Consider the following 22,906-nt stretch of genomic DNA (forward strand, 5'->3'; position numbering starts at 1 on the left):
CTATACCATAGACCAAACATGAAATAACATGAAATGTTATACTTTTTTTTCAAAATGTTCTATCGCCCGATTCCGAAGGCTATAGATATGCCGCTCCGTATAATGCAGTTCTTCAGCCACTTGCTCCCAAGCCATGCCGCAGAGATAATAGTACCGCAACACTGCCCGCTCGGTCGCATCCTCCATCGATGCGATAGACGCCTCGATCTCTGCCCGCCTCTGCTGCAAAGCCGACACCTTTGCCTGAAACTCCCGTTCCAGCTCGTCAAGCCTGGCTGCATATCCGGACAGATCACTCCCGCCGCTGCTTTTGGGTAGCCCGTCCGATACGATCCCCGGCATGATCTGCGACAGTCTCAGCTGATTGATCTCCTCGGAGAGGGAGCGCAGTTCCCGGCCGATCTTTCGGTATGATTTCAGGTACTCCTTTTTTTCGTCGATTGTCACCTTGTTCCCTCCCCTTGGATTGATTTTTGATACTATCAGTTACTCTTTGCCTCAGAACTTCCGCGATCCCGTTCGTTCTTCATCTGTTCGATCTCGTCCGGCGTAAGCCCTGTGTTCTCATACGATGCCAGCCGCTCTATCAACTTTTCTTTCTTTTCCGGTGACCAGTAGCCTGTCTTGATCCCGTTGGATCGCTCATGCGTTAATCTGTCCATACGTCCTCCTGTCCAGCTCATCCAGCAGATCCAGGACCATGTCCTGTGCCAGCTTGAACTTATATTTCTCCAGCAGCTTCTTTGATTCCTGGTAGATCTGGTCAAAGTCCCGTTCGCTATTCTTCCGGTCTTTCCACCTGATCCAGAACCCGTTATAGATCTCTTTTACAGCCGCTGCTATCTCCTGATTGCTCATAGGCTCTCGATCCTCACAAAGATCCCAGGAATCTCTGTCCAGAACTTCTCTGCGATCTCCGATGCTACCAGTGCATCATCGGTCCAGAAGTGCAGGCGCGTCATGCAGTCCTTAAGCAGCTTCTGCAGGTTGTCTGTGTCCGGCTTCGTGATCCGGTACTCCCCGTCCCGGTGTCTGCCTCTGGGGAAGCACCACTTAACCACCAACCTCACACCCCCTGTGTACGGCTCTGCGACCTGATGCTTTGCCAGATGCGCCGTCAGCTTGTCTCTTGCCACCTTTAACTCCGGCGGATCGTAGAACACCGGCTTACCATGTACCACCGACACCTTATGCTCCTGGTGTGTTACGGTCGGCGGAACCATCGCCATGAAAAACTGCGTCACCATGATAATCAACTCCTCTCCAGGTCTGTGTCTCTGAGTCGAATGTTATACAGCCCCAACTCCTCAACCTGTCTACTAGCAGGCTCATCAATTCCGGCTGCCTCTTAACCCACTGAAGAACTTCGTCATGCTCCGCCGCATAACATTTTCCGTTCTGCACTTTTCTCAACGGAGGCATCCGCCTCGCTATCTCTAATCTTTTATCACTTATCTTCTTTTTCATTTTTCCCTTCCTGCGCGACTGTACTGGGCGGGCATTCTCCTAACCCGTTGTGGGGGCGTACTCAATCGCCCCACACTTAGGGTGGGAATGACCCGTACAGAGGGCTTGCCCGATTCCCGTGTTATATTTATATATAGGTCACGGGCGGGAATGCCCGGTATTCCCGTAACCTAGGTAACGGGCAGGAATGTAAAAATCTTGCCCGATTCCCGTGACTAAGGTTCCGGGCATTGATTCCCGATTCCCGCGACCTAGGTCACGGGAAAACATTCCCGGTTCCCGCAACCTAGGTGACGGGCAACAGGCAGTGAGTAGTTTTATCAACCACATACCCCAGATCTTTAAGTGAATTCCGGATCGTTTTTTCCTCCGGGAACCGCTCTCCGGTCGCCTCTGCGTCCGATTTAAGGACCTCATATAACTCCTTCACTGTCGGGTATCGGTCCTCATTTTCAAACCGGAAATTCTCGATCGCCATCTGATATTTCACCCTCTTGGCCTTGCGTGCCTGCTCACTCTGCTTCTTCCTGGACTCTCTGCCACGCTGCCACATCGGCTTCTCCACCTCCGGCTCAACGTCGCCCAGTGCCCCGCTCTGATCGATCCGGTGAACGGGGAAATCGAACCATAGGTTGACCGGCTGAAACTTTGGAAACTCCCGGAGCGTCCCTTCGATCCGCCACGCTGTCCGTGCCTGCACCATGACTTTTGCCGCCTCAATCTGGCGCTCCAGCGTCTGCATCTGCCACTTATCCAGCGTCTTTTTGCAGTACTCCATCATCTGGGTGCTGCTTAACAGATCGTCCTGGGATAAGTCGTCTTGCCACTTAAAATGGGCGTCCAGGTACTGCTTACACGCCTCACAGACCGCCTTATTCGTCTCCTGTTTTATCAGTGCTTCGGTGGTATCCAGCTCGATCAGGTCTAACAGTGCGTCCGGGTCACGGGCAAATACGCCGGATCCGCTGGCACGGTCCATGGACTTCTTCCCGCCCTGGCTGCCTTTGCTGTGGTGGTGGCAGTAGATCACCGCACAGCCTAGCTCCGTGCAGACCTTGTCGAACTGGTTGCAGAAGTTTGCCATCTGATCGGCGCTATTTTCGTCTCCGGTAATGACTTTGTAAATCGGATCAATGATAATGGCCACGTAGTCCTTTTTTGCGGCTCTGCGGATCAACTTCGGCGCCAGCTTATCCATCGGCACCGATTTTCCTCGCAGGTTCCAGATATCGATGTTTTTCAAGCTCTTAGGCGGAAGTTTCAATGCTTCATAAACGTCCTTAAACCGGTGCAGGCAGCTTGCCCGGTCAAGCTCCAGGTTAACATACATCACCCTGCCCTGCGCACAGTGCCACTGGAGCCATTTCTTACCCTCAGCGATGGCAATGCACAGCTCGATCTGCAGAAACGATTTTCCGGCCTTAGACGGCCCGGCGATCAGCATCTTATGGCCCTTCCTCAGCACCCCATCGATCAGGCAGGGCGACAGCTCCGGCAGATGGTCCCAGACGCTGTCCAGGCCTTCCGGTTCCGGCAGGTCGTCATTGACGCCCTCAATCCATTCATACCACTCATTCCAGGACTGCTTTCCGATGTTGGTATCCACCAGGAACTGCTTCTTTCCTCCTCGTGTGACGCCGGGCATTCTGGACAGCCTGGACGGGTTCTTGTTCTGCGTGTCAACCTCTAAGCCGTTCTTCTGGCAGACCTCATACAGATAGTCCACACGCTTACGGTATTCCGTGCTGTCCGCTGCATCCACCCGCACAATGGCATGCAGGCTCTTCTTCCCAGAGAATACCAGGCAGGCAATGGGAAGCTCCAGCTCCCGCAGGATCGCGTTCTGTTTCCCGATTTCCATGTGGTCGGATTCCACCAGCGCATACCGGTATTCCGTCACATTGACATTCTTACAGCCGTTCCCGTCTAACGGGTTGAAGCGGATCCATGCACCTGCCTCCGGATTATAGTCGCCCAGGACGGCGCCGATGTCACCTTTGCACTGGTTTAACTGCTCGATCAGCTGGCCGGCTGTCCGGTCATAGTTTCCCCGCTGCGGAAGCCAGCGCGTCCCTTTTTCATCGGTGCGCTCCCAGCTTTCCGTCACATAACCGACATTCTCCCCGGCCTCAAACAGCGTCTCCAGATAGGTTATCAACTGTTTCTCCGGCTCCCACTTCTCCGGCTCCTGGATCTCCTGCTCCTCGATCCATTCCCGGTTTACAACTACGCGGTCGCTGTCCGTCTGGATGCTGTCGTTCCAGTCAAGCTCATGCCCCCTGTCCGGCATCCATCCCTGATCCAGAGCCATCTGCACGATCGTTCCGCCGGTCACCGGGGCAGAGGAGCCAGAAAAGCTCCTCCATTTCTTCTCGTACTCCCCGGTGTGGTAGCGCCCGAAGTCGCGCCTGCTCCAGTCCTCCCAGACAGATACCGGATATCCCTCCAGCTTTAACGCCATCCCGACATTGACCCAGCCCTGGTAATCCAGGACGGACGGGTCGATATGGGTCAAGACCTCTGCCAGGTTTGTTTTCTGTTCCATGTTCATGCTCCTTTATATTCCTGCGGGACGACGCCTTTCGGGATCTTCCAGCCGTTTGCTGCAATCCGGTCGATCATGTTCTTGGCTGTCTCAAACGGCCAGGTACCGACATGCTGGAACCCGCGGCTTTCTAAAAAACGGATCTGTTTCGGAGTGGTAAGCCCTTCATTTCTGCGTCTGTCCAGCCGGTCCAGGATCTTCGCCGCCTTTCCGGCGTTATCAATCTGATCCGGCAGGATCCCCATCTTCTCCAGTGCTTTCTTCTGGTTTTCCGATGGCGGCGCCATTTCCCAGCCAAACGACGGGACATATCCAGACAGATCTTCCGCCTGAATGCTCATCTCAAACTGCAGGGGATCCACCAGCTTTTTCTTCCGCCGCTTCATCTCTGCCAGCTGTTTTGCCAGGGCTTCTTCCCTCTGCGCCACCACATCTTCCGAGGCCGTCTTTTCTGCCTCTTCGATGTCCACCGCCAGGCCGGCTTCTTTCTCCAGATTCTCTGTCATCTTCTGCGCTACTTCCTCGTTTTCGCAGATCAGGCTTGCCGGATGGCAAAGCTCATGGCGCTCCGTGTGCCACAAAAAGTCCAGCAATAGCAGGTGATCCTTCCCGGTCTCCGGCGACAGCCTGGTACCGCGTCCCACCATCTGGCAGTACAGACTGCGCACCTTTGTTGGCCGCAGCACTACGATACAGTCCACTGATGGGCAGTCCCAGCCTTCCGTCAGAAGCATGGAGTTGCAGAGCACGTTATAGGTTCCGGCTTCAAAGTCTTTCAGGATCTCTGCCCTGTCCGTGCTTTCACCGTTGACTTCGGCGGCCTTAAATCCGTGGCTGTTTAACAGATCCCGGAACTTCTGGCTGGTTTTGACCAGCGGCAGAAACACAACTGTTTTCTTCCCCTGGCAGTACTTCTGCATTTCAACCGCAATGCCCTCCAGATACGGATCCAGTGCGGTTCCGATGTCGCCGGCCTTAAAGTCCCCGGCCTGCACCGATACGCTGCTCATATCGATCTTCAGCGGGATTGTCAGCGCCTTGATCGGCGACAGATACCCCTCTTTGATTGCCTTTGGAAGCGTGTATTCATAAGCCAGTGATTCAAAGTAGGCGCCAAGATTGCGCATGTCTCCGCGGTCCGGTGTTGCAGTTACTCCAAGGACTTTCGCTGCGGGGAAATGGCTTAAGACACGCTGATAGCTGTCCGAAACGCAGTGGTGCGCCTCATCGATGATAATGGCACCGAAGTAATCCTCCGGGAAGCTCCCCAGGCGCTTGTCCCGCATCAGGGTCTGGACAGATCCGACGACCACACGGCTCCAGCTCCCCCTGCAGGAGCTTTCCGCTTTTTCCAGGGCACAGCTGAGCCCGGTTGTTTTCCGGATCTTATCCGCCGCCTGATCTAACAGTTCTCCCCGGTGTGCCAGGATCAGGACTCGTTTTCCCTCACCTACGCAGTCTTCCGCTACCTTAGCAAAAACAATGGTCTTCCCGCACCCGGTAGGCAGAACGAGCAGGGTCTTTAAGATCCCGCTCTCCCACTGATTGAATATCGCGGCTCTTGCAGCCTCCTGGTACGGCCTGAGTTCCATCAGAATTTACCCGGCGTAAAGGCCGGCTTCGCTGCGTCTTTCGGATACAGCTTTTCGATCCGGTTGAACATCCTGCTCGGATCCTTAAGACCCGGCACCTGGGTAATATGTGCCCGGGCCACCTTCCCCGGCAGGGCACCCCAGTTCATACGAAGTGCTTCCCCTTCTTTTTTGAGCCCTGCTCCGCGGAACAGCTCCGACAACTTCCATTCCATAACGGTATGTAAAATATAATTCTCCCGGAGGGAAACCTCTTCCCCGTGCTCCCCGTGAGCCATGAAATAGACGATCGCCATGTTGCAGGGCGGAAGCTTTCCTTCCCCTTTGGATCTTCCCCGGTCCACCTTCTCGATCGTCACGTTATAATCGCCCTCCGGGAGCAGGACAAACTCCTGCGCGTCAGCTGTGATCTCATCGTCCCAGTTTAATTCTCTTCCTTCTGTTTCTGCCATGATCTATGTCCTCCTGTTAGTTAAATGGTATGGATTCCTGTTCCTTCATTTGTTTGATTGCTGCATACACCTGGTCCCAGGATGCCACTAAAAGCCCCTCTACGATTCCCGGGTTTACCGTGTCATAGTCCCGCACCGGCGTTCCCTGCGGCACATAGCCCTTTGCCTCCACGACGTTCTGGATATCCCACTCATCAACGCCATAGGCCTGCATCAGATCCCGCAGGCTCTTGGGAATGCCCGGATCGATATTGCTTGCCACCTCCGGGGTATTAAGCGGCAGGTTCATCTGCTGGCCGTCCGGTGTCGGGTCCGGTGCTTTCGGTTCGGCTGCGGGCGGAGGTGTGGGCTGTGCCGGTGCAGGTGCTTCCGCAGGCGGTTCCGTAGGCGTCTGAGGCGCTGCAACCACAGACCTCTGCGGTGCCGGTTCTGATACGGTTGCAGGCCGTTCTGTCCGGTCCTGCTCAATAATGGACGCGATCACACTGTAATCAAACGGTGCCTCATCAGGCAGGCCGTAACGGTTTTTCGCGTCCCAGCAGGCGTGGTGGGTCGTATACATGACTCGTTCCCCGCCCTGCGCCTTCCGCTTCTGCCCCTTGTCATCTACAGCGACAGAAAAAGTTTTATAATTCGCGAAGAGCAGCATATCCGCCCACTCTTTAATGAGGGGGGAAGTCTGAGACTGGGTCTTTTTCCCCAGCTTTAACTCCCATCGGTCATAGGCGCCCAGCTCGTCCGGCTGCTCAAACTTCCGGATCTGCGCATGGGCCGTCAGTACTACGTTGATGCCGGCCTCCACGACTTCAGAAAGCTTATTTAGGAACCGTCCCAGTTCCTCTTTTACATAGACATAGCCATTTCCATACCCGAAATCTTCAATCCCGCTCTTGCGGTGCTTGCTGCAGATATGGTCAATGCACATGGATTCCGCCCAGTCGATGGTATCAATGACCAGTGTCTTGCAGACTCCCGGTGTCCGGCGGGTATAGTCCACCTGTTCTAAAAGCATCTGCCAGCTTGTAGCTTTCGGGAAACGTGCCACGTCCATAGCGTTCGTGCTACCTTCCGTATCGATAAATACCGGATCCGGAAACCGGCTTGCAAACGTAGACTTTCCGATGCCTTCCGGTCCGTAGATCACAATTTTCTTAGCGCACGGGATCCTCCCTCTGATTATCTCCATTAAAATACTCCTTTCTGCCAGCTCTTCGGCTGCGGAGTGGCCTCCTCTGCAGGCTGATCCGCGCCGACCACATAACCGTCCTCAATCAGAATGCTGCATTCTTCTCCGGTACTAACCCTGGTGGCAATTGCCTGAAGCCCCTCAGCCTCCAGCCACGCCCCGAACTCTTTTAAGTTGTCCAGATCCATCTGTTCCAGCTTGTCCAGCAGCACAAAGCCGCACTCCGGGTTCAGCTTCCGCACGATTGCAGTGGCCACCTTCAGCCGGTCGGATCCGGACATGTTGTCCCACTGCTGCCCCTTATAGATCAGTTCCCCGTCTTTAACCGACAGCTCCGGAAGCTGCAGCTCTGCGGTGTTCAGTAATTCCGTTTTTCTGTCCCGGACTTTAGTGATCTCCGCCGTCAGGCTGTTGTACTGCTCCCGGTAGGTTCTGGCATCGTCCTCAGCCTTATCCTTATCCAGGTTCGCCCGTACCTTCCGATTCGTCTCCTCAATATTCTGGAGGCTCGCTTCCAGTTCTGCGGTGGATTCGTCACGGAGATCTGCCGCGTCTTTGCTGGCAGTCATAAGATCCTGCTCCACTTCCCCCAGTTGATCCCGCAGACGTTCCAGTTCCTGTTTCAGGTCTTCAACCTTAGTCTCCAGCATGGCCTTCTTTGCTTCCAGCTCTGCCTTCTTTTTCCGCTTCCGCTGGTTCTCGCCATTGCGCGCCAGGATCTCCTGTTGCTGTCTTATCAGCTCCGACGGAGATACCAGTTCCTTCGGCGCTTCCGGATAATACGGCTGTTCTTTTGCATACTTTTCCTTCTGGTCTGCGATCTGGCCGATGGTCCGCCGCTGATCATACAGCTCTTTCTCCTGTGTTTCCAGCCTCTCCAGATGGTCCCCCACGCCAATGATCTTAAGCAGTGTCTGTGCTTTCTCTCTGCCGCTGTATTCCATAAACTTCGGCAAGTTCAGCGCCAACTTCTCCACAAAACTGTCTAAGAGCTGCTGCCCTGCCTTCTGTCCGGTCGGATCCGTAACCTTTAAGGTGCTGTTCTTCCCTTTCCGCTCCACGATTAAGCCATTACTCATGACCACCCGCAGGTTCGGCGGGATCACCGATCCCTCGCGCACAGCTGCGGACGGGCGGAACGCCTCCCCGCCGAGGGCCCAGGCGATAGAATCCAGCACCGAGGTCTTCCCTTGATTGTTGCGGCCGCCGATGATGGTCAACCCGTTGGCCGTCGGCTCCATCTTGACTGCCTTGATCCGTTTAACGTTCTCGATCTCCAGCTTGTTAATCTTCATAGACATCTTCGCATCCCTCCTCCAGTGTCATTCCCAGAGCTGCTGCAACATCTTCCTTCCGGATCATGCAGACATCTCTATATTTTCTATTCAGATCTTCCTCGAAGATCCTCACCCGGTTCACAATCTCCATGATCTGGTCGTATCTCCCCAGGCTGATTGTTACAGTTTTGAAAGTCTCCATTGTTTTTTCTCCCAGATTTGATATACTGATGTTGTATAGTTGCTTTTGCCCCTCTTATGTAGTTGCCGCTACTGAGGGGCATTTTCTTCGCTCTTCGGCATTGTGATCTCCCCGTTGTTGATCACAAAATCAATTCCCAGCACCTCATGATAGATGTACGCCGTCTCCAGCGTCATCACCTTGTAAAATTCTTCCTTGATCTCAACCATTCTCTTTCTCCTTTCCGCTCCGCAATACGGACATGTCTCTACCGCTTCCGATTTTTTAGCCATGCCCTCACCTCCTCCTGGATCCACCCACACAGCAGGAACAGGCCGAGCAGACCATAAATAACATAGATCAGATCTAACTTCATCTTTTGTCCTCCCTTCCGAATACTGCCAGGATCACATCATTGCTTGTCCCCAGCTTCTCAAACAGCCTCCGGAGCTCCGTCAATCGGAACTCTCCGGGGTTGCGGTTACGTGTGTACGCTGTTGCCTCTGCGATTCCGGCAATCCCGGCGTATTCGATCCGCTTTCTCCCGCGCATTGCCATACCGCGGGAGATCTCTGCCATCAGGACATCGTTGCTATGCTTGTGTTTGTCCTGGCATAAACTCGTTCTCGGCATCTTGCCTCACCTCCTGTCTGCCGTCCTCTGTCTCGAAGAGGTTTGTATGATTGCTTTTTCTTTAAAATGCTCCTATACTATTTCTTGTAAGTATTTCAAAAAACTTCGTTCACGTGAAAGGAGCGCCCCTATGAAGCAGCCAGTTATTCTTCACAGTCTTGTCACCGATCTTCCCGAAACAATTCCAGTTGAGCTTGCATCTATCTGTCCCATTTGTAACCATGCTTTATCCCCAGATGTCTTATATGGTTCCTTGATCGAATATGATGATGAAACTCAAAACAAAGTCTACCTTCTCAATTATTGTTCTAATTGCGATTGTGAATTTATATCTCTGCATACATGGAATGGCTTATTGGATGATTCGTACAAATACTTCCTTTCTTATCCCACTCCAACTGCTTCGCAAAGTTTCTCCGACAATATAGCTGCCTTATCTCCACAGTTTGTAAAAATCTACAACGAATCTCTTCAGGCAGAAAATCTCGGAATGGATTCTATCTGTGGAATGGGATACCGCAAGGCTCTGGAATTCTTGGTGAAGGATTATGCTATTTCCAATCATTCCGATGACAAAGACAAAATTGAACAGCAGCCTCTCGCTCAATGTATCGGAAATTACATAACTGATGAACGCTTAAAAACTCTCGCCAAAGCTTCTGCTTGGCTTGGAAACGATCAGACTCACTATATCCAAAAGCACTCGTCTCACGGCTTGAATGAACTGAAGCAATCCATCAACGCTTTTGTCACCTTCATTGACGCTGATCTTGCTTATCAGGACGCCGTATCGTTTCTTTCCGGTTCGTCCGTCTGATCCGCATACCCCTCTGCCACAAGCCGTCCGTCCTTTGTCCAATACTGGATCACTGTGCGCAGAGGGCTTCCCGGACCATTCATTTCTTTGATGATTTTCACCTTGACCAGTGACGCTTCCTTTACATATACAATGCCTTTTTTCACCGCCTTCTCACCTCCTATCTGCCATCCTCTGTCTCGAAGAGGTAATCAAATTTTACACAGAAAATCTTGCATAACCTCTTTGCTTCAAGAGCCGTAAACTTTCCCGATTTCTTTTTGTTTTCATATGACACTCTTGAAATTCTAAGCTTTTCGGCCATCTGCGCATTGGTATAACCTTTACGTGCCTGTTCAGCTTCTAAATTTCTGAACATTCCATATCCTCCTTTCCGTTTGTTTACGTTTTGCAAACTATGTTTATATGATAATTGCAATAAGCAAACTTGTCAATAGTTTTCTTTTCATTTTGCAAACTTTTTTATTGACAGTTTTTCGTTATGCAACTATAATCAAACCTATCAGGAGGTAACTACAATGGGTGACCGTTTCAATGAGAATTTAAAAGAATCTCGTTTAAAAGCAGGCCTTTCGCAAAAAGATGTTGCTGAAAAAATAGGTGTTGCAAAATCAACCTACTCCTTATATGAAAGCGGCAACAGAGAACCAAATGTAAACACCATAAAAAAAATAGCAGACTGTCTAAATGTTTCGGCAGACACGCTTCTGGGAATTGAGGACAATCAGCCCTCCACTATTGCCGCCCATTTTGACGGCGAAGAATACACCGACGCAGAGCTGGAAGAAATCAAGCAGTTTGCCGCCTTTGTGAAGGATAGAAGAAAATAATTTATACGTATTTGCACATATTTTTATTGACATACGTATATATACGTGTTATAATATTCTTATAGAAAGGAGGGGCAATGAAAACACAGGAACTCTTAAAAATGCTAAAGAAATCGAAGTGCGAATTTGTCCGGAGCGGAAGCCGACATGACATCTGGTACAGCCCGACAACCGGTAAGCAATTCGCAGTTCCGAGACACAAAACAGAAGTTTCATCTGGAACACTCAATAACATACTGAAGGACGCGGGGCTAAAATAGCCCCACTTCTTCAACCTTTATAGATTTGAAAGGAGAAATAATATGGCTAAATATGCTTATCCCGCTATTTTTACACCAGAAGATAACGGCGGCTTTTCCATTAACTTTCCAGACTTGGAAGGATGCTACACATGCGGAGATTCTTTAGAGGACGGCATTGAAATGGCTGAGGATGTCCTTGCTTTGATTCTTTATGGTTATGAAAAAGATGGGCGTGCAATTCCAGCGCCTTCTGCTCCGTCCAGTCTCTCCATTTCCGGAAACGACTTTATAAATTATATTGCATGCGATACAATGGCATATCGAAAAATGTACAATAACAAGGCAGTGAAAAAAACCCTTACCATACCAGAATGGTTAAATGAATCCGCATCAGCTATGGGAATCAACTTCTCGCAGGTGCTTCAGGAAGCATTACTGCAAAAAGTACAGATGAAATAATATTTTTACAAGGGAGCCGTGCCTTTAACGGCTCTCTCAGTAAGAATACTATTTAAAAATACCAGGCATACCAGAATAAGAAGGTGTTTGCATGAACATGTATGAACGTTTGCAGGATCAGGCCTGCGCGGACGGTATAGACGTAATGGATTACCATTTTTCCAGTGAACGAATAAAGGGGTTATACTGCAATGGATCCATTGCAATTCGCCACGACATCCCCACTCAGGCAGAAAAGTCCTGCGTTCTGGCAGAAGAACTCGGTCACTACTACACCACGACCGGAAACATTCTGGATCAGTCCGTCACCGCCAACCGAAAGCAGGAGCTCCGCGCCAGAGCTTACGGCTATAACCTCCGGATCGGCCTGCGCGGGATCGTGGCAGCGTATGAATTCGGGTGCCAGAACCAGTATGAAATTGCGGAACATCTGGGTGTGACAGAAGAATATCTGATAGACGCTTTGGAATATTACCGGAGCAAATATGGAATTTATACGACAATTGATAACTACGTGATCTACTTCGAGCCGCTGGCGGTTGTGAAAATGATGAAATAAACTGTGTGGAACTCCAGACGGTTAGACTGTTGCCTGCGGTAATGGGGGATAACGTAATATGCAAAGGAGAATATGGTATGAATGAAAATGTGCTTGAAAAAATAGTTGCCAGTAAAAAACTCCCTGTTCTTTTTATTGGATCAGGGATTTCAAAAAGATATCTTCATAACTACCCTACCTGGGATGAACTCATCGAGTTGTCCTTCAAGAAATATAATTCTGATCTGTTCCAATTGCAAAAACATAAAGATGCCATGCTTCGTGAGGGGCTTTCCCCTTTTGAAATCAACACTTCTTTAGCAACTATTATTGAGAATGATTTCAATGCTGCCTTTTTTGATAGGAAAATCAAACTTAATATTGGCAACAGCAAAAATCCTGCTTGGGTGCACAAAGGAATCTCTCCCTACAAAATGTTTCTTTCCTTATATTTTAAAAAAATGAAAATCCAGCGTAGCCAACGTTTACTTGATGAGCTCGAAAAGTTCAGATCCCTAAAAGCAAAGATTTCTGCTGTTATTACCACGAACTACGATTTGTTTTTGGAGAATGAGATATTTTCCAACGATTTTACAGTTTTTGTAAATCAGCATCAACTTTTTGATTCTGATAGTTACAATATTTCCGAAATATATAAAATCCATGGTTCTGCAACTGATGCTACCTCTCTTATTGTCACTAAGGCAGACTATGAAAAATTTCAGGATTCTCGAAAACTTATCATTGCAAAAATGTTAACTTTATTCGCTGAATCACCTATCATCTTTTTAGGTTATTCTTTTTCGGATGAAAATATCCAATTGATAATCTCCGACTTCTTGTCCTGTCTTTCTGCTGAACAAAGGTCAACCATACGCGAACATTTTGTTTTTATAAGTTACCGGAAAGGAGAAATGGACCTTATCGAAATAAAGCGGAACATTACAACAAAGAATGGCGCCGAAATTCCCATTACTGAAATACAAACCGATAATTATGCCCGTGTTTTTGATATATTAAACAAAATTGTTCCAGGGGTTTCCCCTTTGAAAATACGTGAAACTAGGCGAATAATTAAAACTATTGTTGATTCCAGTATTTCCGATTCAAATGCAGAAGCTACTATTGTTGGATTAGATGATTTAAGTAAAATGGATTTATCTGGAAAACCCTTAGCAATTGCAATTGGATATCGGGAAAACATACTAAGTAAATTCGGATATGGGATCTTTGATGATGATGTTATTTTAGAAGACATTTTATACGATAATAAACATCTCGATCCAGACGCAATGTGTTTAGATCGCTTTAAGTCTATCGCCGCTACTCGTTTGCTTCCTGTTTTTAAATACATTCGGCAAGCCCGTATATCTGTTTCGCCTAATTCCCGTCTTGGAATTTATGTTACGAAGCATAACAGCGTCGATAAAATTATTTCCAAAAACGTTGCAAAGACATTAAAAAATATACCAGAAATCCATGATTATCTCGCTTTAATAACTGAAATAGAATCAAAACCAGACTTGAACAAAAAAGCCGGAGTTCTCTTAAAAAACATAGAACATTTTTCAATTTCTCAAGTTCGAGATATATGTAAAATGCTTTTTGCCCCCAATCGCGATACTGTTAAAAGTGCTACACACTTTAAACGATGCGTTATGTATATTGATTTAATGGAAAATTGGGCGTAACACAGAAAGAAAGACTAACAAACCTTTTCTGGTACACACCAAAAACATTGTTAGTCTTTCTCCATACAAATTCAGAACACTTTTCATTGTTCTGTGTTCTCTTAAGTTCAGCACTCCAAAAGCTTTATATAACTTTTTTATAAGTGCTCTTTAATAATACTCTTTTAATCTAAAAATGTCAATATTTACGCTGACATTTGTAATTCAAAACCGGCCCCTGCGCCAGCAGAGACCGGCTCTAAGACTAATGTCCCGAAGGATTCACTAGTACGTTCGATTCATAGTGTATCATCTCCGGGACAGCCACGCAAGCGGAACCTTTGTTCGCTGGCTGTTATTTTTGTACCCTAAAACGGGAAAAAGGAGAAAAGAAATGGCAGAAGCAAAGAAATTACCATCAGGAAGCTGGAGGGTTCAGGTCTTTTCACACTACGAATATGTACAGAACCCCGACGGCACCACAAAGAAAAAGCGGATCTATGAATCCTTCACCTGTGACGATCCCTCAAACCGCGGAAAACGAAAGTGTGAAGCAGAAGCTGCTGCTTGGGCCGCTGAACGAAAAAATACCCGACCGGAAAACATATCTGTCTACAACGCCATCAGCAAGTATATCCAAATCAAGGAACCGGTTCTGTCAAAGACCACCATTGCCGGCTACCTGCGTATGCAGCGCTTATACTTCGCCTCAATCGGCGACTACCGGCTCCGTGAGCTTGACCAGATCACAGTGCAGTCCTGGGTCGGTGATCTGAGCGCCAGATTAAGCCCGAAAAGCGTCCGGAACATCTACGGCCTGTTATCTTCCACCGTCGAGATGTTCTGCCCGTCCATGCGGCTCTCAGCCACGCTCCCGGCGAAGATCAAGCCAGACCTCTATACGCCGAATGACGAAGATATCAAGAAGCTCCTGCTGCATATTCAGGGTAAGGAACTGGAGATTGCCGTCATGCTGGCCGCCTTCGGTCCTATGCGCCGCGGTGAGATCTGCGCGCTGGAATCCTCCGACATCTCCGGAAACATTGTTACAGTCCGCCGGAACATGGTGCTGGACATCAACAAGGAATGGTCCATCAAACAGCCGAAGAATTACAGCAGTTACCGCGAGATCCTTTATCCGGACTTTGTGATTGACCGTCTGGCCGGAATCGAAGGGCGGATTATAAAGGCAACCCCGGATCAGATCACCGGGCGTTTTCGCCGCGCCGTCTATTTTGCCGGCCTTCCGCACTTCCGCTTCCATGACCTGCGCCATTATGCAGCGTCGATCATGCACGCCATCGGTATCCAGGATCAGTACATCATGGCACGCGGAGGCTGGAAAACGGACAGTGTAATGAAATCCGTGTACCGGAATGTTATTGACCTGGAAGCAGCCAAACAAAACAAGAAAATCAACAACCACTTCAAGTCCATGCAACACGATATGCAACACGTCTGAAAAGAAACCACGTATTTATGCGGTTTATTAAGTGAAAACAATGGGTTCGAGCCCCATTGCTTCCACGATTTCAAGGCCCTTGATTTTATGCGGATTGCCGAAAAAGCCCGTAAAATCAAGGGTTTTTTGTTTTTGTATTTTATAGGAGGCACTTTCCTATGAAAAAACCGCCTGCTTTCACAGACGGTTCCGTAACATTTGTATCTTCTTCTTTAATCTCATCCGCTTTTCTGCTTTTCGTCTTCTCCGTTCCACTTCCCTCTGGTACCGGCTCTCAAACGTTGCGTCATCCAGATACTTGTTCAGATCGATTATATCTTTGCAGTAAGAAATGGTAAACCGTACATACATAGATGTAAACCAGAGCACACCCGCACAAAAGGCAGCCCAAATCCCGCTGCAAAACAGATTTTCGCCAAATCCAACGTCATCCGCATGGCTTTCGACTGTGAGCACAATCCAGCATACCACGAAAAATACAGCCCACCTATACTTCCACAAAATCCTTGCATATCGTTTGATTTTATCCTTCATCGCAAAGACTCCCTTTTTCCTGCTTTCACAGACGGTTCCGTAATATTTGTATCTTTTTCTTCAATTTCATCCGCTTTTCTGCTTTTCGTCTTCTCCGTTCCACTTCCCTTTTGTATCGATCTTCAAACGTTGCGTCATCCAGATACTTGTTCAGATCGATTATATCTTTGCAATAAGAAATGGTAAAACGGATATATAACACAAGCAGCCAGATTCCACCAACAGATATCGAACTTAAAACCACTGCTGCAAACGCTCGTTCTCCCCATAGATAATCTTTCCACCCACTGTTTTTCGCGAACATAATAACCAATACTGCCCACAAAATCAGATATTTATACTTCCACAATAACCTTGCATACCGTTTGATTTTATCCTTCATCGCAAAGACTCCCTTTTCCTGCTATTATACCATTTTCTTCCTGGAACAATCAACATAGTTCTGCACCTGTCCCAGATCCCTGGCCTTTTTATTTTCATTTCTTCTGGAAAATGGCTAGAAAAATACCACCGGCCTCTCGACTGGTGGTTGTTAATCGATGTTTAATGTTGTTCCACATTTATCGCACCGGAAACACTTCGTTGTTTTGTTATTTCCGACAGGTACCATATTCCCCTGTTCACAATTTCTGCAAGGGACTTTTTTGCCTTTTCGCAATCGGCTCATCCTCTCATTAAAGTCTTTAGGGTTCATTTTTTATTCCTCCATGGAAGAGTTCAGGATACAATTCTACTACTGATTTTATTATATTTCTTAACTCGGAACCTGTCAATTTGCTTTTTCTTGTTCTGTGCTTCGTTTCCTGTGCAAAGCAAACATATTCAGCCCATCCTGACCCGCCTGTATTGTAACGATAGTGAATGATTTCATGGATAAGTACCTCTGCTGTCTCTTGGACATTTTTTGTTTCAGATGCGTATAGTGTAATCTCGCTTTTCTCCTGAGCGCTCTTCCCCCCCATTCATTATCAATGCCATAGTACATTGATATTCTGAGTTCTGGATGGTTTACAATATACTCCACAATTTCTCTGCCTATTTCTGTTTTATTCAGGTTATTCATTAGTTTTCTGGTTGTAATCGTATCTTTTACTCCCAGATTGTACTCTTCAAACCTTTGTGCAAACTGTATATTTCGCCCTCGGTGCTCTCTCACATTCTCTTTTTCTTGATCTTTTGCCACCTTTCGAGCCATTTCGGTCTTCGTTGGCGTGAACCATCCTCTCAGCCCGTCCGCAAGATTCGCTGCTTCTGCTCCGGCACACCCATCTTCCTGGAACAATCAACATAGTTCTGCACCTGTCCCTGATCCCTAGGCTTTTTATTTTCCTCTCTTCCGGAAAATGGCTAGAAAAATACCACCGGCCTCTGATATGCCCCCTGTCTACTTGACAGGGGCATATCACTCTCGACTGGTGGTATTTATTCTTTAATCCTTTTCCCGTCTGTTTACTTTCCCTTGCGTCGTTTTATCATTATCATGACAGCCACTGCTCCGGCAGATGCACAGAGCATAAACAGCCATAATCCTATACGGGAACTGTCTCCTGTATGCGGAGAATTGGCGTTCGGCTGACTGCCTGTTACTTTGGCTGTTATAATGTCTGCCCAGGCAATTTCCCTGGCTGCCGCACTGTCTGCAAAATATTTGCCGCAGCTACTGCACTGCCAGTACTCGATGCTGCCTGTCTGGGAAACGGTAGCCGGCTGTGCTTTGTGATGCACAAGGTCATGCCTCTTCCCTATTTCTCCGTATTCCATCCCACAGTCCTTACATTTCGCTTTTTCTGTGCAGGTGGCAGTTCCGCCGGAGCAGCTTGCCGTTTCGGTATGGCTGCTGTCTTCTGAACAGATGCGGGTATGTGTTCCATCGCCATTGGAGGTCCATGCACTCCAAACGTGGGTATGCGGATTACTTTCATCTCCGTTTTTTTCAAAGATGGCCTTGATTTCTACGTTGCTGTCAGGCATGGTAAACCGGTTGTCGATGATGGTCACATTGCCGCTGATGACCTGCCATTCCTTAAAGCGGCAGCCCGTGGCAGGCGCGGCACTCAGGGTGATCTCCATCCCCTCCGAAGCGGTGGAGAGGCTTGCGGAAGCTGTTCCGTTACCATCTGTGGTGACAGTAACCTTGTGTTCGACAGTGCTGTTCTGCCTCGTAATCAGTGCAAACTGCGATGCAGATCGGTTACCCGCTCCGTCCTGTGCGAAGAGGGCAAGAACACCACTGTTATCCTCCAGGTTACCGGAGATGGTAAAGGTTCCATCGCTTCCCACATGAACCGATTCCTTATTATCGCCGTAAAGGATCTCGCTTCCCGCGTCTGACATACCGGTAATTTCATAATCGCCTGTATCACTGTCTGCGTAAAATACCGGGGCAGAGAGCGTCAGCACAGGGGCTGTTTCGTCCATGCTTACCAGCAGAAATACGCTGGTCACGTCCTTTGCGTCTGAACTGCCCGGGATGTCGGAAATGCCGTCGATCTTGAACATCAGACTGCCCTCAAATGAGGGAATATCAAATCCTGTACCGTCCGCATTTACATTGATTTCAGCTTTTGTATCCATTCTCGTGACTTTGTATGTGGCATTCTCCGTCGTACTATTTACCATCAGCACATTGTCACTGCCGCCTACATAAGCGTGGTACACACCGTTTTCATCTGCTGTGCAGGTCGTACCATTTACAGAGAGCATCAGATCCAGCGGTGTATATTGGGGCAGATATTGATCTGAAGATTCCGCTTCAGCACTATAATACTTTCCGCCCTCAACCGTTTTGTATGCGCTCACACTCACCTTGTAAGTCTCGTTTGCGGATAAGTTCGGGGATTCTGCCGTTTCTTCTCCTCCTACGGTCAGCGCCATGTCGATCGAGGTGGTATTCCCGTCAAGATCATAGCCGAAGCCAGTATCCTTAAAAGTACCATCACTCTGCTTCTGATAAATACGCACGGCATAGCCGTCCACATCCGCCACAGCGGTCCATTCCGCTGTCATAACCTCGTTTCCGGCAAGCTCCAGCGAAACATTTTGAGGTGCATCCGGCTGGTTGCTGTTTGTATAGGAGATCGGAGTGTCAAATTGCTGGCTGTCGATGGCAACAAGAGTCTTTTCCAGAATACCATCCCCGTTGAGATCAACTTCCTTTTCTGTCATCAGGAACGAGGTTACATAGTATTCGCCCGTGGGAGCCAGTGCACCGCTCTGCGGAATCGGCACTGAAATGCCTGAACTGTCTGATACCTCCTGTTCCTCGATCAGATAATCCGCGCCCCCCTTGCTGTCGGAAAAATAGGTACGGAGCACATACTTTGTACCGGTTTCGGCATAGTCGATTTTACCGGACAGCTGACCGCCGTTCAGGCTCAAATTCAGCTTTTCAAATGGCAGGACGGAAGCACTCTCCGATTTCTGAAGTGCAAGATCTCCGGTATCGATCTGATAGGCTCCGCCCTCATTCAAACGCAGGATCGCCACACGGTATTCTTTCCCATCCTCATTATTCCTTATGATGTCGGTATCTGCGTTGATGGAATAGGCAGGATTGACTTCAACGTCATCGCCCAGCCAGTTGATATCCATGTCCTGGCTGTCCTTTTTAATTTTTAAAGCGTTCCTGATCTGCTCCTCGGTCATGCTGCTGTCAAATGCCAGCAGGATATACGGTGTTTCGTCCGGACCGGCACTCACCTCAATTTCCGTTACGTTTGAACTTCTCATCGGAACAGCGGCTTCGGCAGCTTCGGCAGCTTCGGCAGCTTCGGCTCCTTCGGCAGCTTCCAAAGACACAGCCTGCACTACAGGTTCAACATCATGCTCCGTCCAATCCCATTTGTCGAGCTTACCAAACAGCTTGCCCTCAATATCCCAGCCTCCCCCCATTCGGAAGTTGGTTTCAATGATATTGGGAATGACAGCCCAGGCACGCACATCATAGATCCAGTTTGTTGTCTGCGTCATCGCACCGAGGTACACATCAATATTCCTGAATGCCTGCTTCATGCCCTCGTCAACGCTGACACCCCTGATTGGGATAACGGTCTGTCCGCCGAGAATAAGTTCGACATTCGTTTTTGACAAAGTCTTGCCTCTAAGACAGGGAATAAAGAAATTCTTCGGAAGCTGCAGTCTTCCGATCACCGTTCCGTTTGCACCGATACCAAGATACAGGTTGCTCTTTGTATCGTTCACGCCGCCGAACGCACCCAGCTCAACGGAAGAATCCAGTGCGATAATATCAAGTGCTTTGCTTGGCAGGGCCAATGCGAGTTCCTCCGAACCTGCAAAATAAATGCCCTCATAATTCGTTCCCTTATACGCCCGCTCCTGCCCGTTGAGCTTGAGGGTATAGCCGAAGCTGTCAATAATCTGCGTTGCTTCTCCCGCTCCCACAATCCCCACATCGGTCGCTTTGAAGGATATTTCACTTGGTCCGAGAACGACATTTCCGGTTCCTTCAATGAGATGGAGGTAGCTTCCCGTCAGCGCACCGCGCAGCTTAAGGGGCGGGATGGCGAAATAATCGCCGTTCACCGTTGCCGCCAGATCCCTGAACCCGGCACCGCCGCCATTAAGCTGTCCAATCGGAACCGGCGGTACTAAAACGATACCGGGATTGGCCTTGACATAAAACCAAAGTTCATCCGGGATCAGTCCACCGTTGGCAGCACGCTCCAGCGCCAGCTCTGCCTCTGTCTCAAAGAGATCGAAGGCGTTCAGCTCCAGACTGAATGCATAGCGTTCCTCACCCTTGAAAGTATTGACCTCGCCCTCGACGCTCATCAGCTCCAGCGCCAGCAGATCTGCTGTATTAAAGCTGCCCGTGGCATGGACGCCGTTGACCTTAAATTCATTTTTTTCATTCAGGCCATAACCCAGCTTTTCAAGGTTGAACGCTGCACCGTTAAATAAAGTCTGAAAACCGATGTCACCGCTGAACACCAGATTTCCCGCTGCATCAGCGGCGGCCTGTTTCAGCTTCGCTGTGGCGTAAGGGATGTCCACATAGATCACAGCGCTGTTATCGTCCGGCTTGATTCCAAACAGAAAGCCGTCCTTTGTGAGCCGGATGCTCAAATTGTTTTCTTTCCCACTTTTCGGATGATAGAACTTGAAGCTCGGTGCGTTCAGGCTTACACCGCTCTGTTCAACCGTTCCATCCTTTTTGATCACGAGTTTATTATTTCGGTTGGAAGTATCCCACGTTGCCGTCACGGACGGAGAGAGCAAAGCCGCACCTCCGGTAAACGTAAATTCCATGCCGTTTTTACTCTCATACTCGCCGCTGATGATGGCAATGGGGGTTCCGTACTGCTGCTTCAGTTCATTCAGTGCCGCATCATCGGCAATGTATTCCACTGTTATGCCCTCCCCGACGGCAAAGGCCGCGAGACGCTGGGCATTCATGGAAATATCCACCTTGTCCGGTTCAGAAGGAACTTCGTCTGCGCCTTTTGCCAGATCGCGGAAGCCCCAGAGAAACCGTACGGAATGGGAATAGACCTCATCATCGCTGAAACAGTAACCGATCTCATTCCTGCACTCCACGCAGGTATTGGCCGGATTGCTGCCCGGTGTTACGCTGACCGTATTCGGCAGATAGGCTTTGATGGTTTTATTTTTATAATATCCGGACAGTCCCACAAAAGGATTTGCCCAGGTATATCCATCCACATAGACCTCGGTGATATAGTTATAGCACCAGTCCCTCCCCTGCGGGAATGATTGGTATGTCATCAGATTTTCCACTTTACTGGTAAAAACAGAGCTTTTTGTTGAAATTTCTGCCTGCTGATCATAATTGTAGATCGTACGGCTCATTTTGATGGCAGGACCGTCAGTGGCCTTCCCATGACCCATACTGCTGAAGGCGTCAAGCGTGTATCCCCACTGAACACCCATATCTCCGCTCAAAGAGCCGATAAAGTCCTCTCTCCTGTTGTTGATCCTGATCGTATCAACCGATGTCATCACGCCCCAGGCGCCTTCCGATGCTTCCGTCTCCTTAAGCTGCACAAGCTCATGATAGACCGTGCCTGTCCCGGAAAGGGATTTTCCGGATACTTCGACCGTTAAGGCATACTCTGCCTTAATTGCCTTTGCAGCACCGTTCGGTGTCGTGTTCACAAATTCCGTGCTTTTCAGGCGAATACTTGCGGGATGCACAATCTCTCTTTTTCCATAACCATACCCTTTATATGTAATAAATTCACAGAATGGCTTTTGTTTATCTGTCTGTCCGGCACTGTCCGCTGCTGCGGCCGGAGCAGTCGTGAGCGTCCCGTCCCCATGCAGCTCCGCACGGATATAATCGTTTTTCAGGACGAGCGTTCCATCGCTCCGCCTGCTCGTCTCCACCGCTGAGCCTGTCGACGGTAAAATATCCCCTACATAGGCGAATGCCTGCACGGGAACCATCAGCAGACAGATGGCCAAAAGCAGGGATAGGAATTTTTTCATACTGTGTCCTCCTTCTGTTCTTGTTTTTCTTTTTTCTTCTCACGTTCATGCAGCCGCATACAGATGACTGTCAGCACCACGGCCAGCGTGAACGCCGCTACCGCCACCAGAACATAGCCGCCCACATCCTCCCGAAGAAGCATCGCACCGAATATACCCTGCACGGCAATCTGTCCCGGACCGACTGCTGTGTTCATTGTCTGTATCAGTATCACAAACAGGAGTAAGCACACGGCGGACAGCCCATAGATACCGCACCGCTGCTTTCGGCGGCTGTTTTCGCGCACACGTCTTTTTACAATCTCGACCCGTCTTGCGGTATCGTACATATCGTCTGAAACCTCCTCTCTCTGCTTTGTCTTAAAATCTGCTTAAAAAGCCCTTCACTTATAAAGGTACAAAAAAGGAGAAAAACTCTCACCCCAAAATCAATTTTTTTCGTTTTAGTTGATTGCATTAGTAACTTCTACTGCCATGCTTCAGAAAAAGAATTGCACGACTAACTTCTGCTTTGCCCTGTTTCTCGCCATTTTCAGGTTGTTTTTCATCCCTT

27 protein-coding genes are annotated in these 22,906 nt (G+C 48.9%); 7 read left to right on the top strand and 20 right to left on the bottom strand.

Going from position 1 to position 22,906, the window contains the following annotated elements; translation table 11 throughout:
- Positions 1-36: 36 nt before the first annotated feature.
- The 13 genes from ACTQ3K_RS11305 to ACTQ3K_RS11365 all read right to left on the bottom strand — a co-directional run bounded on the left by ACTQ3K_RS11305 (position 37) and on the right by ACTQ3K_RS11365 (position 9,333).
- A complete protein-coding gene (locus tag ACTQ3K_RS11305) occupies positions 37-447 on the bottom strand; it encodes a DUF1492 domain-containing protein (RefSeq protein WP_441567971.1) in 411 nt (136 codons plus the stop codon).
- A gap of 35 nt (positions 448-482) precedes the next feature.
- Entirely contained in the window at positions 483-662 is a 180-nt protein-coding gene (locus ACTQ3K_RS11310; protein ID WP_441567970.1) for a hypothetical protein, read from the bottom strand.
- Positions 643-858, bottom strand: coding sequence for a hypothetical protein (locus tag ACTQ3K_RS11315; protein WP_441567969.1), 216 nt, complete (start codon positions 856-858; stop codon positions 643-645). Before ACTQ3K_RS11315 ends, ACTQ3K_RS11310 begins: the two co-directional genes overlap by 20 nt.
- The gene (locus ACTQ3K_RS11320; protein WP_441567968.1) at positions 855-1,247 is read right to left on the bottom strand and encodes a RusA family crossover junction endodeoxyribonuclease; all 393 of its coding nucleotides are present in this window, start codon (positions 1,245-1,247) and stop codon (positions 855-857) included. Before ACTQ3K_RS11320 ends, ACTQ3K_RS11315 begins: the two co-directional genes overlap by 4 nt.
- Positions 1,189-1,467, bottom strand: coding sequence for a hypothetical protein (locus ACTQ3K_RS11325; RefSeq protein WP_441567967.1), 279 nt, complete (start codon positions 1,465-1,467; stop codon positions 1,189-1,191). Before ACTQ3K_RS11325 ends, ACTQ3K_RS11320 begins: the two co-directional genes overlap by 59 nt.
- A gap of 286 nt (positions 1,468-1,753) precedes the next feature.
- On the bottom strand, positions 1,754-4,012 hold the full coding sequence (locus ACTQ3K_RS11330) for an AAA family ATPase (protein ID WP_441567966.1): 2,259 nt from the start codon (positions 4,010-4,012) through the stop codon (positions 1,754-1,756).
- A 2-nt stretch (positions 4,013-4,014) separates the two neighbouring features.
- Positions 4,015-5,604: a DEAD/DEAH box helicase gene (locus ACTQ3K_RS11335; RefSeq protein ID WP_441567965.1), complete on the bottom strand. Its 1,590-nt coding sequence runs from the start codon at positions 5,602-5,604 to the stop codon at positions 4,015-4,017.
- Complete coding sequence (locus ACTQ3K_RS11340) at positions 5,604-6,056, bottom strand: hypothetical protein (protein WP_441567964.1); 453 nt, start codon at positions 6,054-6,056, stop codon at positions 5,604-5,606. The genes ACTQ3K_RS11335 and ACTQ3K_RS11340 overlap by 1 nt, the downstream gene beginning before the upstream one ends.
- Positions 6,057-6,072: 16 nt before the next feature.
- Positions 6,073-7,242, bottom strand: a complete 1,170-nt coding sequence (locus ACTQ3K_RS11345; RefSeq protein WP_441567963.1) for an ATP-binding protein — start codon at positions 7,240-7,242, stop codon at positions 6,073-6,075.
- The gene (locus ACTQ3K_RS11350; RefSeq protein ID WP_441567962.1) at positions 7,242-8,543 is read right to left on the bottom strand and encodes a chromosome segregation protein SMC; all 1,302 of its coding nucleotides are present in this window, start codon (positions 8,541-8,543) and stop codon (positions 7,242-7,244) included. The genes ACTQ3K_RS11345 and ACTQ3K_RS11350 overlap by 1 nt, the downstream gene beginning before the upstream one ends.
- Positions 8,527-8,721, bottom strand: coding sequence for a hypothetical protein (locus ACTQ3K_RS11355; RefSeq protein WP_441567961.1), 195 nt, complete (start codon positions 8,719-8,721; stop codon positions 8,527-8,529). The genes ACTQ3K_RS11350 and ACTQ3K_RS11355 overlap by 17 nt, the downstream gene beginning before the upstream one ends.
- Positions 8,722-8,789: 68 nt before the next feature.
- Positions 8,790-8,993 (bottom strand): hypothetical protein, encoded by a 204-nt coding sequence (locus tag ACTQ3K_RS11360; protein WP_441567960.1) that lies wholly within the window; start codon positions 8,991-8,993, stop codon positions 8,790-8,792.
- A gap of 79 nt (positions 8,994-9,072) precedes the next feature.
- On the bottom strand, positions 9,073-9,333 hold the full coding sequence (locus ACTQ3K_RS11365) for a hypothetical protein (RefSeq protein WP_441567959.1): 261 nt from the start codon (positions 9,331-9,333) through the stop codon (positions 9,073-9,075).
- A 130-nt stretch (positions 9,334-9,463) separates the two neighbouring features.
- Between ACTQ3K_RS11365 and ACTQ3K_RS11370 the strand changes: the two genes are divergently transcribed.
- A complete protein-coding gene (locus tag ACTQ3K_RS11370) occupies positions 9,464-10,150 on the top strand; it encodes a hypothetical protein (RefSeq protein WP_441567958.1) in 687 nt (228 codons plus the stop codon).
- Here the strand turns inward: ACTQ3K_RS11370 and ACTQ3K_RS11375 are convergent.
- Complete coding sequence (locus ACTQ3K_RS11375) at positions 10,111-10,296, bottom strand: hypothetical protein (protein ID WP_441567957.1); 186 nt, start codon at positions 10,294-10,296, stop codon at positions 10,111-10,113. The genes ACTQ3K_RS11370 and ACTQ3K_RS11375 overlap by 40 nt on opposite strands.
- Positions 10,297-10,310: 14 nt before the next feature.
- Positions 10,311-10,508 (bottom strand): hypothetical protein, encoded by a 198-nt coding sequence (locus tag ACTQ3K_RS11380; RefSeq protein ID WP_441567956.1) that lies wholly within the window; start codon positions 10,506-10,508, stop codon positions 10,311-10,313.
- Between the two features lie 160 nt (positions 10,509-10,668).
- Here ACTQ3K_RS11380 and ACTQ3K_RS11385 point away from each other — a divergent pair, with 160 nt between their 5' ends.
- The 6 genes from ACTQ3K_RS11385 (at position 10,669) to ACTQ3K_RS11410 (ending at position 15,351) form a co-directional block, all read left to right on the top strand.
- The gene (locus tag ACTQ3K_RS11385) at positions 10,669-10,980 is read left to right on the top strand and encodes a helix-turn-helix domain-containing protein (RefSeq protein WP_441567955.1); all 312 of its coding nucleotides are present in this window, start codon (positions 10,669-10,671) and stop codon (positions 10,978-10,980) included.
- Between the two features lie 77 nt (positions 10,981-11,057).
- Positions 11,058-11,240 (top strand): type II toxin-antitoxin system HicA family toxin, encoded by a 183-nt coding sequence (locus ACTQ3K_RS11390; protein ID WP_441567954.1) that lies wholly within the window; start codon positions 11,058-11,060, stop codon positions 11,238-11,240.
- A 42-nt stretch (positions 11,241-11,282) separates the two neighbouring features.
- On the top strand, positions 11,283-11,681 hold the full coding sequence (locus tag ACTQ3K_RS11395) for a type II toxin-antitoxin system HicB family antitoxin (protein ID WP_441567953.1): 399 nt from the start codon (positions 11,283-11,285) through the stop codon (positions 11,679-11,681).
- Positions 11,682-11,772: 91 nt separating this feature from the next.
- Positions 11,773-12,240, top strand: a complete 468-nt coding sequence (locus tag ACTQ3K_RS11400) for a hypothetical protein (protein WP_441567952.1) — start codon at positions 11,773-11,775, stop codon at positions 12,238-12,240.
- A 77-nt stretch (positions 12,241-12,317) separates the two neighbouring features.
- Positions 12,318-13,910 carry an SIR2 family protein gene (locus tag ACTQ3K_RS11405; protein WP_441567951.1) on the top strand — a complete coding sequence of 531 codons (1,593 nt, stop codon included), beginning with the start codon at positions 12,318-12,320 and terminating at the stop codon, positions 13,908-13,910.
- Positions 13,911-14,283: 373 nt separating this feature from the next.
- A complete protein-coding gene (locus ACTQ3K_RS11410) occupies positions 14,284-15,351 on the top strand; it encodes a tyrosine-type recombinase/integrase (RefSeq protein ID WP_441567950.1) in 1,068 nt (355 codons plus the stop codon).
- Positions 15,352-15,528: 177 nt separating this feature from the next.
- Here ACTQ3K_RS11410 and ACTQ3K_RS11415 read toward each other — a convergent pair whose 3' ends face one another.
- The 5 genes from ACTQ3K_RS11415 to ACTQ3K_RS11435 form a co-directional block, all read right to left on the bottom strand.
- Positions 15,529-15,885: a hypothetical protein gene (locus tag ACTQ3K_RS11415; protein WP_441567949.1), complete on the bottom strand. Its 357-nt coding sequence runs from the start codon at positions 15,883-15,885 to the stop codon at positions 15,529-15,531.
- Between the two features lie 25 nt (positions 15,886-15,910).
- On the bottom strand, positions 15,911-16,267 hold the full coding sequence (locus ACTQ3K_RS11420) for a hypothetical protein (protein WP_441567948.1): 357 nt from the start codon (positions 16,265-16,267) through the stop codon (positions 15,911-15,913).
- Positions 16,268-16,654: 387 nt separating this feature from the next.
- Complete coding sequence (locus ACTQ3K_RS11425) at positions 16,655-17,167, bottom strand: hypothetical protein (RefSeq protein WP_441567947.1); 513 nt, start codon at positions 17,165-17,167, stop codon at positions 16,655-16,657.
- Between the two features lie 167 nt (positions 17,168-17,334).
- Positions 17,335-22,353, bottom strand: coding sequence for an InlB B-repeat-containing protein (locus ACTQ3K_RS11430; protein ID WP_441567946.1), 5,019 nt, complete (start codon positions 22,351-22,353; stop codon positions 17,335-17,337).
- The gene (locus tag ACTQ3K_RS11435) at positions 22,350-22,682 is read right to left on the bottom strand and encodes a glycosyltransferase (protein ID WP_441567945.1); all 333 of its coding nucleotides are present in this window, start codon (positions 22,680-22,682) and stop codon (positions 22,350-22,352) included. Before ACTQ3K_RS11435 ends, ACTQ3K_RS11430 begins: the two co-directional genes overlap by 4 nt.
- Between the last annotated feature and the right edge of the window lie 224 nt (positions 22,683-22,906).

It is taken from the genome of Candidatus Paralachnospira sp. LCP21S3_A2 (genome assembly GCF_052118925.1).
Taxonomy (GTDB): Bacteria; Bacillota; Clostridia; order Lachnospirales; family Lachnospiraceae; genus Lientehia.